Origin of the sequence: Dyella sp. (assembly GCF_036384435.1) — a bacterium.
Classification (GTDB): domain Bacteria; phylum Pseudomonadota; class Gammaproteobacteria; order Xanthomonadales; family Rhodanobacteraceae; genus GSA-30.
In genome coordinates this window covers 1-14636 of the sequence record NZ_DASVMI010000061.1, presented here as the reverse complement: position 1 = coordinate 14636, position 14636 = coordinate 1, and the positions used below count along the sequence as shown (strand labels likewise).

11 protein-coding genes and 1 riboswitch are annotated in these 14636 nt (G+C 62.6%); of the genes, 1 reads left to right on the top strand and 10 read right to left on the bottom strand.

What is annotated here, in order from left to right:
* Nucleotides 1-261: 261 nt before the first annotated feature.
* The 7 genes from VF436_RS05560 to ahcY form a co-directional block, all read right to left on the bottom strand.
* A complete protein-coding gene (locus VF436_RS05560; RefSeq protein WP_330903018.1) occupies nucleotides 262-1770 on the bottom strand; it encodes an XVIPCD domain-containing protein in 1509 nt (502 codons plus the stop codon).
* Between the two features lie 36 nt (nucleotides 1771-1806).
* A complete protein-coding gene (locus VF436_RS05555) occupies nucleotides 1807-2646 on the bottom strand; it encodes a DUF4189 domain-containing protein (protein ID WP_330903017.1) in 840 nt (279 codons plus the stop codon).
* Nucleotides 2647-2897: 251 nt separating this feature from the next.
* The gene (locus VF436_RS05550) at nucleotides 2898-3815 is read right to left on the bottom strand and encodes a branched-chain amino acid transaminase (RefSeq protein ID WP_330903016.1); all 918 of its coding nucleotides are present in this window, start codon (nucleotides 3813-3815) and stop codon (nucleotides 2898-2900) included.
* A 65-nt stretch (nucleotides 3816-3880) separates the two neighbouring features.
* Nucleotides 3881-4432 carry a DUF4124 domain-containing protein gene (locus VF436_RS05545; protein ID WP_330903015.1) on the bottom strand — a complete coding sequence of 184 codons (552 nt, stop codon included), beginning with the start codon at nucleotides 4430-4432 and terminating at the stop codon, nucleotides 3881-3883.
* 57 nt (nucleotides 4433-4489) lie between these two features.
* Nucleotides 4490-5317 carry a methylenetetrahydrofolate reductase [NAD(P)H] gene (gene metF / locus VF436_RS05540; RefSeq protein ID WP_330903013.1) on the bottom strand — a complete coding sequence of 276 codons (828 nt, stop codon included), beginning with the start codon at nucleotides 5315-5317 and terminating at the stop codon, nucleotides 4490-4492.
* 80 nt (nucleotides 5318-5397) lie between these two features.
* Nucleotides 5398-6099 (bottom strand): AAA family ATPase, encoded by a 702-nt coding sequence (locus VF436_RS05535; RefSeq protein WP_330903012.1) that lies wholly within the window; start codon nucleotides 6097-6099, stop codon nucleotides 5398-5400.
* Nucleotides 6100-6187: 88 nt separating this feature from the next.
* The gene (gene ahcY / locus VF436_RS05530; protein WP_330903011.1) at nucleotides 6188-7618 is read right to left on the bottom strand and encodes an adenosylhomocysteinase; all 1431 of its coding nucleotides are present in this window, start codon (nucleotides 7616-7618) and stop codon (nucleotides 6188-6190) included.
* A 17-nt stretch (nucleotides 7619-7635) separates the two neighbouring features.
* Nucleotides 7636-7709, bottom strand: a riboswitch (S-adenosyl-L-homocysteine riboswitch).
* A gap of 249 nt (nucleotides 7710-7958) precedes the next feature.
* Here ahcY and ppc point away from each other — a divergent pair.
* On the top strand, nucleotides 7959-10661 hold the full coding sequence (gene ppc, locus VF436_RS05525) for a phosphoenolpyruvate carboxylase (RefSeq protein ID WP_330903010.1): 2703 nt from the start codon (nucleotides 7959-7961) through the stop codon (nucleotides 10659-10661).
* Between the two features lie 374 nt (nucleotides 10662-11035).
* On the opposite strand, the gene VF436_RS05520 is transcribed toward ppc, so the two are convergent.
* The 3 genes from VF436_RS05520 to VF436_RS05510 form a co-directional block, all read right to left on the bottom strand.
* Nucleotides 11036-12904 carry an ATP-binding cassette domain-containing protein gene (locus VF436_RS05520; protein ID WP_330903009.1) on the bottom strand — a complete coding sequence of 623 codons (1869 nt, stop codon included), beginning with the start codon at nucleotides 12902-12904 and terminating at the stop codon, nucleotides 11036-11038.
* A 27-nt stretch (nucleotides 12905-12931) separates the two neighbouring features.
* The gene (locus VF436_RS05515) at nucleotides 12932-13975 is read right to left on the bottom strand and encodes an aldose epimerase family protein (protein WP_330903008.1); all 1044 of its coding nucleotides are present in this window, start codon (nucleotides 13973-13975) and stop codon (nucleotides 12932-12934) included.
* 21 nt (nucleotides 13976-13996) lie between these two features.
* Nucleotides 13997-14636: substrate-binding domain-containing protein (locus tag VF436_RS05510; RefSeq protein WP_330903007.1), on the bottom strand; the 640-nt coding region annotated here is incomplete at its 5' end.

Here is a 14636-nt window from a genome sequence, read left to right as displayed (position 1 = left end):
ATGCAAAGATTGCTTGACTTACGGACAGCGCGATGTCGTCAGACATCCACGGCCGCGGACGTCCGGTAGCGCGAGACCTTGTCGCAATGAGTAAGGGCGGCACGTGCGACATCAGTGACGAAGACAACGTGAACGGTCATCTCTGCATGAGCGGTAACGTGACCGGCATCGGCGCGGTGTCGCGGACTGACCCCAGGCATGTTCGATAAAAAAGGGGCGCTTGAGCGCCCCGTTTTTTTGCCGTGTGTTTGCGATGGATGCCTATCTGCCGCCCATGCCTGGCGGCTGGTGCTGGCGGACCTGCACCTGGGCCTGGTTCTGCGTTTGAGTCTGCGCCTGTTGTTGCGCTTGTGCATGCTGCGGCTGCTGCATGGCTTGGGCGCTGCTCTGCGCAACAGGTGTCTGTATGGCCTGCGCGACGTCAACCGCCGTGTATTGCTTGAACGGTGAATTGAGATCGCCCTGAACGGCGTAGCCCTTCTTGGCGTCGTCTGAAAGTATGACGTGATCGATGCGGCTCATGCCCGCACCGACGGCCGCCGCGGTCAGCGCACCGGAGAAATTGTCGGTGTGCGGTCCTGGCGTGCGGCCATGTTGCTGGTCCAGGCGGGACACGTTGCCATGCGCCTGTTTGTACATCTCATGCGCTGGATGCGCGGCATCGTTCAAATGGGGGCTGTGCCTGGTTGCCTGCGCGATGGCGCCGAGCGTCTTGTCGCCGGCGATGCCATCGGCCTTCAGACCATGGGCGTGCTGGAATGCCTGGACGGCTTCCTTGGTGTGCTGGCCGAACTTGTGATCGGTTTGCAGCGGCATGCCATGAGCATCGTGCGCACCCAGCTTATTGAGGTTTTCCTGCAAGTGCTGCACGCCTTGCGAGCGATCACCCTCGCGGTAGACCTCATGCTGCGTCTTGGGTGCCGCATGGTGTTCGGGGGCGTGAGGTGTGGCGTGCTGCACGGGTGCATGCGGTGCCGCATGCTGCGTAACCGATTGTGCTGGCACATGGGTCGTGGCGTGTTGAGCGGCTGGTTGGGCCGTTGCGTGCGTTGCCGCGTGTTGCTCGACCGGCTGCGTGGGCGCATGCGTAGTGGCGTGCTGTGCCGCCGGTTGTGCCGGGGTGTGCGTGGCGGCATGCTGGGCCGGATGCGGCTCGGGCGTGTGGTTTTGCGCCGACGGGTGGCTCAACACGTTGTGCAACTCTTCCTTCGATAGCGGCTTGGTGTGCTGCACCGTGCCTGCTTTCCAACCTTCGGCCTTGCTCAAGCCATCGGCGAGCGCGTCCAGTTCCTTGGCCGACATGTCCTGCACCTTCTTGCCATGAAGGTCGATGCCTTCGGCAGAGGCGGTGGCATAGATCGTGGCGATCTGTGCCTTGTGGTGGGTGACGCCGCTGTAGTCGTTCGTGGAATATTTTTCCACCAGTTGCTCGACAGTCTTGTCGCCCATGTCGTGGGTCAACAGTTTTTCCTGTGCTTTGCGACCGGCCTCGTAGCTTTCAAAGACCGCATTGCCCCACTGGTCGAGGGCGACCACGCCGTCATAGCGGGTCTGAGCAGCGTGCAGCGCCTGGTCGTGGGTGCGATGCGTGTGCACCGTCTTGTCGGCGCTGTCGGCGTAGCCGAATTTCATGTTGCCCGGGTTATTGTTGCGCCAGGCGACCGTGCCGCCGTGGGCGACCAGCCAGTTACCGTCTTCCAGGCCGTAAACACGTGTCGTGCCCTGGGTGGCTTCCAGGCTGGTGATGCGCTTGTCCGAAACGACGTCCATGGTTTCCCCTCGGTGATGGATGCTTCGCGTGGTGGATTACATCGCGCCCGTACTGCATTCGGTGCGAACGGTCTCGCAGTCGCCCTTGCCGCCCGCCTTGCAAGCGGCCAAGGCCTGTTTGGCGACGGCGTCCTCGGCCTTGGGGTCGGGACTGGTCGCGCTAAAGAAGGTTTTGTCGGCATCGCGTGCCAGACCCATGCAGCCATCGTGTTGCTTGACCAGCACGCGGCAGGCCGCGCCATCGGCGCAACTGCTGCTGGCATGAATGGCGGCGTCGATCGCCTGCTCGCTCGGCTTGCTCAGCAAGAACGAAAAAGTGTGCTTCTGATCGTTGACGACCAAGGCATTCCAGAAGGTAGGCGTGCTCCATTGGCCATCCATGTCCGCCAGCAGGCCCGAAGCGGGTAGCGGAAGCTTGCGTGTCACGCCCTTGCCGCGGCCGTTCTTGACCTGGACACGGCTGGCGTCAGTTACCCGCCATTGCCTGGCGCTTGTGTCGTCGCTGAAGTCGAAGGTCGTGGTGGAGGGTGTTTCGCCGCTATCCATCTGTTCGATATGGATGTGACCGGGTGATACCTCGATATGCTGGCCCGCACTGAAAGGATCGTCGTGAAACTGGCTGCACGTGGAGCAGGCAATGACCTTGTCGTTATGTGCCACGACGGTAAAACCGCTGGCCTGCTTGCGAAACACGACCAGGTCGCGCTGCTTCGCCCCTGAGGCATCGGCAGCCGTCTCGAACACGGCCACCGCATCGGCGCCGACCTGTTCACCGCTGGCCCGGAAAAACACCAGATGCGTGCCCTTGGGTGCCGCAGCGGTAACTTCCGCCGGTGCACTTACCTGGGCGACTGCGACGCCGCTGAACAGGACCATGAAGCTCAAGGACAGGGCAGGCAGGTGTTTAAACATGGCGATGAAGTATAAGCAGTCGGGATGCGGGAATTATCACTGCCCAAGTTAACGGGTAAGTGAAGCCGGCCGCTGCGCGGCCTGCAAGTCGCGCGCCTGGCGCTGTCCATGGTGAACAGGAAAAGAAAGGCTGGACACTGAAAACGCTTGCTTTTCCTGTCGACCGTCAATCATTTACAGCTCGCATGGCGAGCGGCTTAACTCCCGTGGGGTTTTCAGAGTGGTTCGAGCCATCCCCACTGGTCGTTCGTCTTGCCATTGAACAGCCCGAAATACAGCTCCTGCAGGCGACGGGTAATGCGGCCGGCCTGGCCCTTGCCGATCTGCTTGCCGTCGACCGAGCGGATCGGGGTGATCTCCGCAGCCGTGCCGCACATCAGCAGCTCGTCGCACAGGTAGAGGTATTCGCGCGGGATATCGCGTTCGACCACTTCGATGCCATCTTCCCGTGCCAGTGTCTTGAGCGTGTCACGCGTGATGCCGGTCAGGATGGAGGCGCTGGCCGGCGTGGTGTGCAGCACGCCATCGAATACCAGGAACAGGTTCTCTCCCGCGCCTTCGCTCAACAGGCCGTTGGCGGCCAGGGCGATGCCTTCGCCAAAGCCCAGCCGGCGGGCCTCGCGTGCGATCAATTGGCCGGAAAGATAATTGCCGCCCGCCTTGGCGCCCGTCGGTATGGTGTTGGGGGCAACACGCTGCCAACTGGACACACAGGCCTCGATGCCTGTTTCCAGGGCCTCAGGCCCAAGATACGGGCCCATCGGCCATGCCGCGACGGCCATGTCGATCGGTGTTTCGGCGGAAAGACCGAAGCCGCCCAATCCGCGATACGCCACCGGGCGCAGGTAAGCGGCGGTCAGGCCATTCTTGCGAACCACTTCGCGGCAGGCGGAAGCCAGTTCCTCCTGCTTGTACGGCAGGGCCATGTCATAGATCCTGGCCGATTGGTACAGGCGCTTGAGATGATCGGTCAGGCGAAAGATCGCTGCGCCATCGGGCGTGGCATAGCTGCGAATGCCCTCGAACACCGATGAGCCGTAATGCAGTGCATGGGCCATCACGTGGGTGGTGGCTTCCTGCCAGGGCTTGATCGAGCCGTTCTGCCAGATCCAATCCGGGTACTGCTGCGCCATGGGAGTTCTCCAGAAAAAGCGCTCCATGATAACCGCTGGACTGGCGTGATGTGTCCAGGTTGGCGTTATGGGCGCAGCCAGAAGCAGCCGGAGCGCCGCTCCAGGGCAAAGCGAGTCTCGCGGGCCGTACCACTGCCGTCATCGGATGCGGTGCGGACGATCAGGCCGTGGGCCTGCATGGATGGCGTGCCATCTTCGTCACCGGCGTTGCCGTCGGCGTCGTCCTTGTCGCCCATGTCGATACCGATCAGCGGGCGCTTCATCAGTTCGCCCAGGTCGCGGATCTGCGTCACCGCGCCCTGGCGCCCATAGCCTCCCCAGAGCATCAGTGAGGCGAGGCGATTGGGATCACGTGTGGCGAAGGCGTCGACCACGCCCTGGCGCAGGATCTCCGGCGTTGCCGCGCAGGTGATGGCCGGCGGCTGCGTGGCCATGGCGCTGCCAGGCGTCGTCTGGGACGGAGCCGATGAATGGGCAGCCGCAGAGGCGTTGAGTGCCGCGCAGGGCTGATCGGTAAAGACAGGGGTGCCGTCGCCGCCCAGGCAACGATGGATGGCCTGCGCATGCAGCGGAAGGGCGACCAGCAACAGGCAGAGCAGGCAGAGGAATCGAAGCATCTGCCAAGCATAGCCCGTGCCTGGTCCAGGGCGCCGTGACGCATGCCCCGGAGGCCGCTACAACGCCAGGCGATCGAGCACCGCGAGCGTCGGCCGGGCCAGGTTCAAGGTGTAGAAATGCAGGCCCGGTGCGCCGCCTTCGATGAGGCGCCGACATAATTGGGCCACGGCCTCCGCGCCCAATTCCCGGATCGCCTGGGCGTCGTCGCCATGTGCCTGCATGCGCTTGGTCAGCCAGCGCGGAATTTCCGCGCCGCACGCCTCGGAGAAACGACGCAGCTGGGTGAAATTGGCGATCGGCATGATGCCCGGCACGATCGGAATAGTCACGCCCAGGCGGCGTACGTCCTCGACGAATCGAAAATAGGCGTCGGCGTTGAAAAAGTATTGCGTGATCGCGCCATCGGCGCCGGCATCCACCTTGTGCTTGAAGTGGCGCAGGTCAGCCAGCGCATCGTTGGCCTGGGGGTGGGTTTCCGGATAGGCGGCCACTTCGATGTGGAAATGGTCGCCGCTGTGTTCGCGGATGAAGCGCACCAGTTCCGAGGCGTAGCGAAAATCGCCGGGTGAGGCCATGCCCGAGGGCAGGTCCCCGCGCAATGCGACGATGCGACGGCAGCCGTGTTGCCGGTAACCGTCGAGCAATTCGGCGATTTCCGCCCGCGTGCCTCCCATGCAGCTCAAGTGTGGCGCTACCGAAAACCCATGGCGATCGCGCAGCTGGCGTACGGTCTCGCCGGTATAGCTGAGCGTGGACCCGCCTGCGCCGAATGTCACCGAAGCGTATTCCGGTGTGAGCCCCTTGAGCTTGTGCGCTGCCGTATGCAGTTGTTTGCGCTGGTCGTCGGTCTTGGGCGGGAAGAACTCGAAACTGATCGCGGTCATGGAGGCTGGTCAGGCTGGAGGATGGTTATATCTTTCCATTGAGATATAAGGATGTCTAGCCTTTCCTGCGGTTGGCTGCCTCAGAGGTGCCGGGAATGCTCTGGCGATTTCCGGCGTGGCACGGGCGGTAGCGAGGCGGTTTGCTCCTTGTGCTGAATTCGTTGGCGAATGGGCTCCACGGCCTGAACGGTCGGTCCGTTTGAGTTGTACTGCTGGCCGTGCCGATCGACCAGGACCAGGCGCGTAGTAGCGGGGTGATTCTCGATGCACTCGGCGATCCAACCCAATTGTTCATAGCTGGCGCGAAATCGTTCTGCCTGCTGCATGTCGCTCACGCGGGTATCGAGGCTCGTAACCGGTGTGCAGACGGCAAAGCCAATGGCTTGGTATCCCTGATGTTGCAGGTTGTCGAGCAGGCGCCGGGCAGCGCTGTCGTCGGTCAATGTCGCTTCAACGACCACGCCCAGCCGTCGTTGCGCGGCATCGGCGATGGCTTGGTCGCGCCACATTTCGACAAGTTGGTCGGCATCGCGGCCGTTCAAGCCGTAATCGGAGCAGTGGCGCGCCAGGTCGCCATGCGCTATGGAAACGGTTTTCAGGCCATAGGTCTGCAAAAGCGCGTGAGCACGCTGGCCGATTGCCTGCTTGCCGGATCCAGGCGGGCCGGTGACGACGCAGGCGGTGAGGGGGCCATCGCGGTGGCTATCGTTGCCCGCGTTGCTGAAAATGGCGGGGTAGATGCTGTTCCGGTAGACGGACAGCGCCGTGTTGCCTCTTTCCATGAGGATGACTTCTTCGTTGAATGACATGTGTCGGGCGACATCGAGTGCCCGAAGGGGAGCGCCGCCGATGACGGCGCTCCGGCGAGGATCAATAGCGGTAGTGATCCGGCTTGTACGGGCCTTCGACCGGGACGCCGATGTAGGCGGCCTGTTCCGGGGTCAACTTGGTCAGCTTCACGCCGATCTGCTCCAGGTGCAGGCGGGCGACTTCTTCGTCCAGTTGCTTGGGCAGGCGATAGACGGTCTTCTCGTAGACGTCCTTGTTCTTCCACAGGTCGATCTGCGCCAGTGTCTGGTTGGAGAAACTGTTGGACATCACGAAGCTCGGATGACCGTGGGCGCAACCCAGGTTCACCAGGCGTCCCTCGGCCAGCATGTAGATGCTATGACCGGATTTGGCGAAGGTGTAGCGATCGACCTGCGGCTTGATGTTCTCGCGCGTGACATCCTTGGCTGCGTTCAGGCGATCCATCTGGATCTCGTTGTCGAAGTGGCCAATGTTGCACACCAAGGCGTTGTTCTTCATCGCCGCCATGTGCTCGAACGTGATGATGTCCTTGTTGCCGGTGGTGGTGACGTAGATGTCGGCGATGCCCAGGGTGTCTTCCACGGTGGTGACCTGGAAACCTTCCATCGCGGCCTGCAAGGCGTTGATCGGGTCGATCTCGGTGACGATCACGCGGGCACCGAAGCCCTTGAGCGAATGAGCGCAACCCTTGCCCACATCGCCATAGCCGCACACGACGGCTACCTTGCCAGCCACCATCAGATCGGTCGCGCGCTTGATACCGTCGGCCAGCGATTCGCGGCAACCGTAGAGATTGTCGAACTTGCTCTTGGTAACCGAATCGTTGACGTTGATGGCTGGCACCAGCAGCTTGCCGGCCTCCATCATCTGATAAAGGCGGTGCACGCCGGTGGTGGTCTCTTCCGAAACGCCCTTCCAGTCGGCCGCGACTTTCTTCCAAAAGCCCGGGCGCTCCTTGGCGGTGCGCTTGAGAAGATCCTTGATGACCTGCTCTTCATGGTTGCCGCTGGGCGTATTGACCCAGTCGTCACCGTTTTCCATGTCCACGCCCTTGTGGATCAGCAGCGTGGCGTCACCGCCATCGTCAACGATCAACTCCGGTCCCTGCATGCCCGGATGGGTCAGCATGTCCAGCGTGCAATCCCAGTATTCCTCAAGCGTCTCGCCCTTCCACGCGAACACGGGGATGCCGGCAGCGGCGATGGCGGCAGCGCAGTCATCCTGGGTGGAGAAGATGTTGCACGAGGCCCAGCGGACCGAAGCGCCCAGCGCGCTGAGGGTCTCGATCAGGACCGCCGTTTCCTTGGTCATGTGCAGCGAGCCGGACAGGCGTACGCCCTTCAACGGCTGGTCCTTGGCGTGGCGGGCGCGGATCTGCATCAGGCCGGGCATTTCCTCCTCCGCCATGCGAATACGGCGGCGGCCCAGGTCGGCCAGGGAGATATCGCGGACCTTGAAGTCCTGGGTGGTGTCTTTCGTAACGGCGTTCATCGACAGGCTCCGATGGGTTTGATCGGGCGCCGTTGTAAAGCATGCCGCACCGAGCCTGGCCGTGAAGACGGTCGCAGCGCCCCTCGGCGGGCTGGCGGAACCGCAATTCTAACCCGACAGTCCCTGCGGAGGTAGCGATGCCTGCCTGGCACCAGTATCCGTCCATGGAAAATTCACCTGGAATGGCGGCACGTATTGGCCGTATGACTGGGTGCTTGCGGCAATACAGGCGTGGCGGTGTGAGGCCATGCGTCAGGGGCGGCACGCGTCTTGACCTTTCCTCCATTGTGCTTCGCAGCATCGGAGGGTTAGTCTCGCGAGTCTGTTAAAGGAGGCTTCGATGCAAGAGCGCGAGCATGATTTCCTGCCCCATGACGGCCCGCTGCGCGAGGATGTCAGCCGGCTCGGGGCAATGGTGGGCAGGATGCTGGCCGAGCAGGAAGGTGAGGATTTCTTCGAACGGGTCGAAACTGTCCGCACTGCATCGATTCAGCGGCGCCGTGAAGGGCGTCCGGCAGATGCCCTGGCTGCGTCACTGGCCGGTCTTGAGGCATCGGACGCCGAGGCCCTGGCTCGGGCATTTGCCAGCTACTTCCAGGCGGTGAACATCGCCGAGCGCGTCCATCGTATTCGCCGTCGCCGCGATTACCAGCGCGAGGGCGGGCAGGCGCAGCCGGAGTCCCTGCTCGACGCCCTGGCACGACTGAAGGCGCAAGGTGTGGCGGCGCCTGAGCTGATCGACTGGCTGGACCGATTGCATGTGGAGCCGGTTTTCACCGCGCATCCGACCGAAGCGGTCAGGCGCTCCCTGTTGGAGAAAGAACAATCCATCGTGCGCGCGCTGGTGGATAACTTCGACCCCACGCGCACGCCGCAGGAGCGCAAGGAAGACGACGATCGCATCTTCATGGCGCTCAATTCCGGTTGGCAGACGGCTGAGGCCTCGCCGCTGCGGCCGACCGTACAGGATGAGCACCACCACGTGGGCTTCTACCTGGCCAACCCGATCTATCGCATCGTGCCAGCATTGTACGAATCGCTCGCCGATGCGTTGCAGCAGGTGTACGGCATCGCCATGCCGCTACCGCGCCTGCTCAGTTTTGCAACCTGGGTGGGTGGTGACATGGATGGCAACCCCAATGTCGGAGCTGACACCATCGAGGCCAGCCTGTCCACGCAGCGCGCGCATGTGCTGGAGCACTATATGGCCGACATCGCCGGTCTCGCGCGCCTGCTCAGTCAGACCGAGGGGCGTGTGGACGTGGATGATGGCCTGGCGAAAAAACTGGCCGACTACCGCGAGCGTTTCCCCCGGGCCGCCGCCAAGGTGCGTCCGCGCCATGCGGACATGCCCTATCGCAGCCTGTTGACCGTAATCGAGGCGCGCCTGCATGCCACGCATGACGACGAGCACCAGGAGGGTTATGCCAATGCCAGGGAACTGCTGGAAGACCTGCACCTGATTCGTACCAGCCTTCTGGACCATCATGGCCTGCATGCCGGTGCCTATGCAGTGCAGCGACTGATCTGGCGCGTACGTACCTTCGGTTTCCATCTGGCGCGCCTGGATGTGCGGCAGGATTCGGCCATGCACGACGAGGCACTGGCAGCGCTGTTTGCCGATGAGTCATGGCAGGACCGTGAGGTCGCCGATCGCGTCGAACGCTTGCGTGCCTATGCCGCCGGCGAACAGGCTTTCGGCGAATGCGATGGCGAGCAGGCCAGCGCGTTGCAGGCGGTGTTCCGTACCCTGGGCGCGTCGCGCGAACGCTATGGCGCCGATGCGGTGGGTCTGTACATCATCAGCATGGCCCGTTCGGCGGCTGACGTGCTGGCTGTGCTGGCATTGGCACGTCACGGTGGCCTCGTGCGCGATGACCGCGTGCCGCTCGATATCGCGCCTTTGTTCGAAACGGTCGATGATCTGAAGAACGCACCAGCTACGCTGCGGGCCCTGCTGGATGATCCGGTCTATCGCCAGCACCTTGCCTCTCGCGGCGATCGCCAGTGGGTCATGCTTGGCTATTCCGATAGCGGCAAGGACGGCGGCACATTGGCCTCGCGCTGGGGTTTGCAGCGGGCGCAGGTGGAATTGCTTGACCTGGCCCGCGAGGCGGGTGTGCGCCTGTCGTTCTTCCATGGCCGGGGTGGTTCGGCCAGTCGTGGTGGCGCGCGCATCGCCCCGGCGCTAATGTCCTCCCCACGGGGCTCGGTCAACGGAGTCTTGCGCATTACCGAGCAGGGCGAGGTCATTCATCGCAAATACGGCATTCGAGCCCTGGCGTTGCGTAACCTGGAGCAGACCGTGGGTGCGGTGCTGCGCGCCAGCCTGCGTCCGCGTGATACCGAAGCGCGTGAAGACATCTGGCGCGAGCGCATGAATCGTCTGTCGGCCGCCAGTCGCGTGACATATCGCGAACTGGTTGACCGGGAGCACTTCATCGACTATTTCCGCGCGGCCACGCCGATCGACGTAATCGAACGCATGACGTTGGGTTCGCGCCCGTCGCGACGTCGCAGCATGCGTGGCGTGCAGGATCTGCGTGCCATTCCCTGGGTGTTTGCATGGACTCAGTGCCGCTCCATTCTCACCGGCTGGTACGGGCTGGGTAGCGCCTTGCAGCGCCTCGCCGACGAAGATGGCGAGGATGCCTTGCTGGAGATGGCGCGCGATTGGCCATTCTTCGCCAACATGCTCAACGACGTGGAGATGGTTCTGGCCAAATGCGACCTGGCTATCGCCGAGGCCTTTTCGCGCTTGTCCGGCGCTTTGCATGAGCCTTTTTTTGCATTGATCCGCGACGAATTCGAGCGCTCGCGCGAATGGGTGCTAAGGCTGAAAGGCTCGCAGGAGTTGCTCGAACACGAGCCGCGCCTGGCCACATCGATCCGTCTGCGCAATCCTTATGTCGACCCGATGAGTCTATTGCAAGTGGATCTGCTCAAGCGTTGGCGTGATGGCGGCGAAAGTGATGATGACCTGCTGAAGGCGCTGGTTGCCTGCGTCAATGGTGTGTCGCAGGGACTGCAGAATACAGGCTGATTCAATTGTGCCTGTTGCGTCATCGGGTAGAAACGATTTCAATCGCCAAGCAATCTGCGACCCAGTCGCAGATTGGGGCTTTGAGAACCCCAGGCCGCAATATGGACATGTGCCCGAAAGACGAAATTCAGGCAGAGCCGTTTCCCGCTGGCATACGCGCCTGCACCATCTGTTTTATGACGGATGGAGCCGATTGGCATCGATCTTCGTCGCATTCTTTATCGCCAGCGCACTGCGACATTTTCGTGCCACAGGTGCGTTCTTGTTGATCGGCGCGGCCATGGGTAGGGTCATGCTCGTCATAGGATCGATGAGGCCGCGCACGCGCGGGCAGTCGCTGGACGCGATTGCCCATTATGAATCCAGGCGTGGTGTCAGCTATCCAGTTCCGCCCAACGAGCGTACGCGGCATCCAGTTCGGCCTGTAGCGCGGCGAGCGCTTCGTTGGCCTTCATGATGGTTGCCGCGTCTTGCTGGAAGAACGATGGATCATTCATGGCTTCACCGCGCGCGGTGATATCTGCCTCAAGTTTCTCGATCTTGCCCGGCAGTTGCTCCAGCTCGCGTGCGTCCTTGTAACTGAGCTTGCGCCTGGCCGGTTCGGCAGGCGCCGGGGCCGGTGTGGACGGAGCGGATGCCGCCACGGCGGTGCCGGCTGGCTGGCGTACGGCGGGCTTTTGCTGCTGCCAATCAGTATAGCCGCCCACGTATTCGCCAACGCGTCCATCGCCCTCCAGGGCCAGCGTGCTGGTGACCACATTGTCGAGGAATTGCCGATCGTGCGACACCAGCAGCAAGGTGCCCTGGTATTCACCGAGCAGTTCCTCGAGCAATTCCAGCGTCTCGACATCCAGGTCGTTGGTCGGCTCGTCCATCACCAGCAGGTTGGAGGGCTGGGCGAACAATTTGGCCAATAGCAGGCGATTGCGCTCACCGCCCGATAGCCGGGTGATCGGCGCGCGCGCACGTTCGGGCGAGAACAGGAAATCTTGCAGATAGCCGATGATGTGTTTGCGCTGGCCGTTGAGTTCGATGTACTCGCGGCCTTCGGCCACGTTGTCCAGCGCGTTGAGGTTGTCGTTGAGCTGCGAACGGTGCTGGTCGAAATAGGCGATTTGCAAGCCCGTACCCGAAGTCACCTCGCCGCGTTGCGGTGGGAGTTCGCCGAGCAGGATCTTCAACAGGGTACTTTTACCGGCCCCGTTGGGACCAATGATGCCTACGCGATCACCGCGCATGATGGTGGTCGTGAGGTCGTCGATCAGCACGCGTCCACCATAAGCCTGGTGGACATGTTCAAGATCGATCACTTTTTTGCCCGAGGCCTGCGCGTTGGCCAGGGTCATCCTGGCATTACCGCCCAGTTCGCGTCGCTCCGAGCGCTCGCGGCGTAGCGCCTTGAGCGCGCGCACGCGTCCTTCGTTGCGGGTGCGGCGTGCCTTGATGCCCTGGCGTATCCACACTTCTTCTTGTGCCAGCTTCTTGTCGAACAGCGCATTGGCCTGGGCTTCGGCATGCAGGCGCTCTTCGCGCCGGCGAAGGTAGTTGTCGTAATCGCCGGGCCAACTGGTCAACTGTCCACGATCGATTTCGATGATACGGGTGGCCAGTGCACGCAGGAAGCTGCGGTCATGCGTGATGAAGATGATGCTGCCCTCGAACTGCCGGAGAAAACCTTCCAGCCAGCCGATGGCTTCGATGTCCAGGTGGTTGGTGGGTTCGTCCAGCAGCAGCACGTCGGGCTTGCGAACCAGTGCCTGTGCCAGTAACACGCGGCGCTTCATGCCGCCGGAGAGGGCGCTGAAGTCGGTGTCGCCAGGCAACTCCAGGCGGGTCAGTACGTCAGTGACGCGGCGATCGAGGTCCCAGCCGTGGTGTGCCTCGATCTGGGTCTGAACTTCACCCAGGGCGTCCATGTCGCCGTCGTTCAACAGATGATGATAACGCGCCAGCAACTGGCCGAGGTCGCCCAGGCCCTGGGCCACGACATCGAACACGCTGCCAGCGGTGTCCTGCGGTACTTCCTGGGCCATGCGGGCGACAACCACACCGTTCTGTACCCGGATTTCACCGTCATCGGCGCGCAAATCGCCGGCGATCAGTTTCATCAGGGTGGATTTGCCTTCGCCATTGCGGCCGACGATGCAGACGCGCTCGTGCGCTTCGATCGACAGGTCGACGTGCTCAAGCAGGAGGGGGCCGCCGATACTGAAGTCGACGCGATGCAATTGGATAAGAGACATCCCGCTATTGTAGCGGGCGAACGGGTGCTAGATCGTGTCGATTCGATAACAGGTGTGCTGGCGCCATACCTGGCCGGGGCGCAGGATGACCTGTTCGGCGTCCGGCCCGTTGACCTGATCGGGGAAGGCCTGGGCCTCCAGGGCGAAGCCGGCGAAGGTGCCGTAGCGCCCACCTTGTCGATCCGGCTGACCGGCCAGCTTCTGCCCGCTGTAGAATTGCAGGCCCGCCCGATCCGTAAAGACACTCAACCGGCGACCGCTGGATGGCTCGATGACCTGCGCCACCAGGCGTGCTTGGTTCGGTGAGGTCTCATTGAGTATGTAGCAATGGTCGAAACCGTCGGCGGCGCGCAACTGGCTATCGGGCCAATCCAGTCGTGCGCCGATCGGCGCGCTCTGGCGAAAGTCGAAAGCCGTCCCGGCCACGGGTTGGGGGCCAGTCGGTATGCCTTTTCCATCGGTGGCGAGAAAGGCATTGGCATCGATGCGGATCAGGTGGTCGCGAATGTCCGTACGGCGCGCATTGAGGTTGAAGTACGGGTGCGAAGTCAGGCTGAGCGGCGTCGGGGCATCGCTGCGCGCCTCGTAGTGCAGGTCCAGCTTGCCGTCATCGTGCAGGTGTATGCGCACTTGCACCTGGAGTTCGCCCGGAAAACCACCGTCGCCCTCGGGCGAAAGCAGACGCAGCACGAGCGCGTCATCTTCGGGCTCGGCATCCCAGCGTTGCAGGTGGAAGCCGTGGACGCCGCCGTGCAGATGATGGCCGCGATCATTGCGATCCAGGCGATAGTCGATGCCATCGAGCTGAAAGTGCCCATCACGTATGCGATTGGCCCACCGCCCGACCATCGCGCCCATGTAGGCGTCGCTGGCAAGATACTGGCGGGCATCGGCATGGCCCAGCAGCACCTCACCGGCATGGCCGTGCCGGTCAGGTGCCTGCCAGGACAGCAGCGTGGCACCGAGATCGGCGATATCGATCGATACGCCGTTGGCGTTGCGTAGCGTCCAGCGGTGAAGCGGGCGGCCATCGGGCAGATGGCCCCAGGCGAAAGCGTTCGAGACGGGCATGCAGTGTCCTGGTCGGCGCGCTCAGGTCGCGTCCGTGGCGTGGCGGTGACTGTCGAGGTATTGCCGCGGCGTACAGTCGTATTCGCGACGAAATACCGTGTACATGTACTGCAATGACGTAAAGCCGCAACGCACGGCGATCTCGGCCAGTGGCAACGACGAGCTGGTAATGAGTTGGCAGGCGCTGTCGAGCTTGTGGCGGAGAATGGCCTGATGCACCGTCTGGCGCAGTTCGCGCTTGAAGTGTTCTTCCAGGACCGTGCGTGACACCTTCACATAGTCGGCGACCTGGTCGGTCTTGATGCCCAGGCAGCCGTACTGGCGAATGTAATGGCTGGCGCGCATGACGATCGGGCTGCGCAGCGGCTGGTGCCGGCTCGATGCCTGCACGTTGATACCCACTGGCGGCACCCATACGCGCACTTGCGAACAATCCACGCCACGTAGCATCTGGTGCAGGATATGAGCTGCCGTATGGCCCATTTCTTCCGCGCCCTGGGTGACCGACGTCAGCGGAATGCGTGAGAGCAATTGTGCTACGGGATCGTTGTCGATGCCGACAATGGCCACCTGTTCGGGCACGGCGATCTCGCCGATCACGCAAGCCTGAAGCACCTGACGCGCGCGCGCATCGGTCGCCGCGACGATGCCGATCGGCTTG

Excerpts from the sequence above, each read along its gene's own strand:
- VF436_RS05550 (WP_330903016.1), bottom strand. The coding sequence starts at position 3,815 with ATGGCGCAGCAGTACCCGGATTGGATCTGGCAGAACGGCTCGATCAAG.
- metF (WP_330903013.1), bottom strand. The coding sequence starts at position 5,317 with ATGACCGCGATCAGTTTCGAGTTCTTCCCGCCCAAGACCGACGACCAG.
- VF436_RS05515 (WP_330903008.1), bottom strand. The coding sequence starts at position 13,975 with ATGCCCGTCTCGAACGCTTTCGCCTGGGGCCATCTGCCCGATGGCCGC.
- VF436_RS05520 (WP_330903009.1), bottom strand. The coding sequence starts at position 12,904 with ATGTCTCTTATCCAATTGCATCGCGTCGACTTCAGTATCGGCGGCCCC.
- VF436_RS05535 (WP_330903012.1), bottom strand. The coding sequence starts at position 6,099 with ATGGAAAGAGGCAACACGGCGCTGTCCGTCTACCGGAACAGCATCTAC.
- VF436_RS05555 (WP_330903017.1), bottom strand. The coding sequence starts at position 2,646 with ATGGTCCTGTTCAGCGGCGTCGCAGTCGCCCAGGTAAGTGCACCGGCG.
- VF436_RS05560 (WP_330903018.1), bottom strand. The coding sequence starts at position 1,770 with ATGGACGTCGTTTCGGACAAGCGCATCACCAGCCTGGAAGCCACCCAG.
- ppc (WP_330903010.1), top strand. The coding sequence starts at position 7,959 with ATGCAAGAGCGCGAGCATGATTTCCTGCCCCATGACGGCCCGCTGCGC.
- VF436_RS05545 (WP_330903015.1), bottom strand. The coding sequence starts at position 4,432 with ATGCTTCGATTCCTCTGCCTGCTCTGCCTGTTGCTGGTCGCCCTTCCG.
- ahcY (WP_330903011.1), bottom strand. The coding sequence starts at position 7,618 with ATGAACGCCGTTACGAAAGACACCACCCAGGACTTCAAGGTCCGCGAT.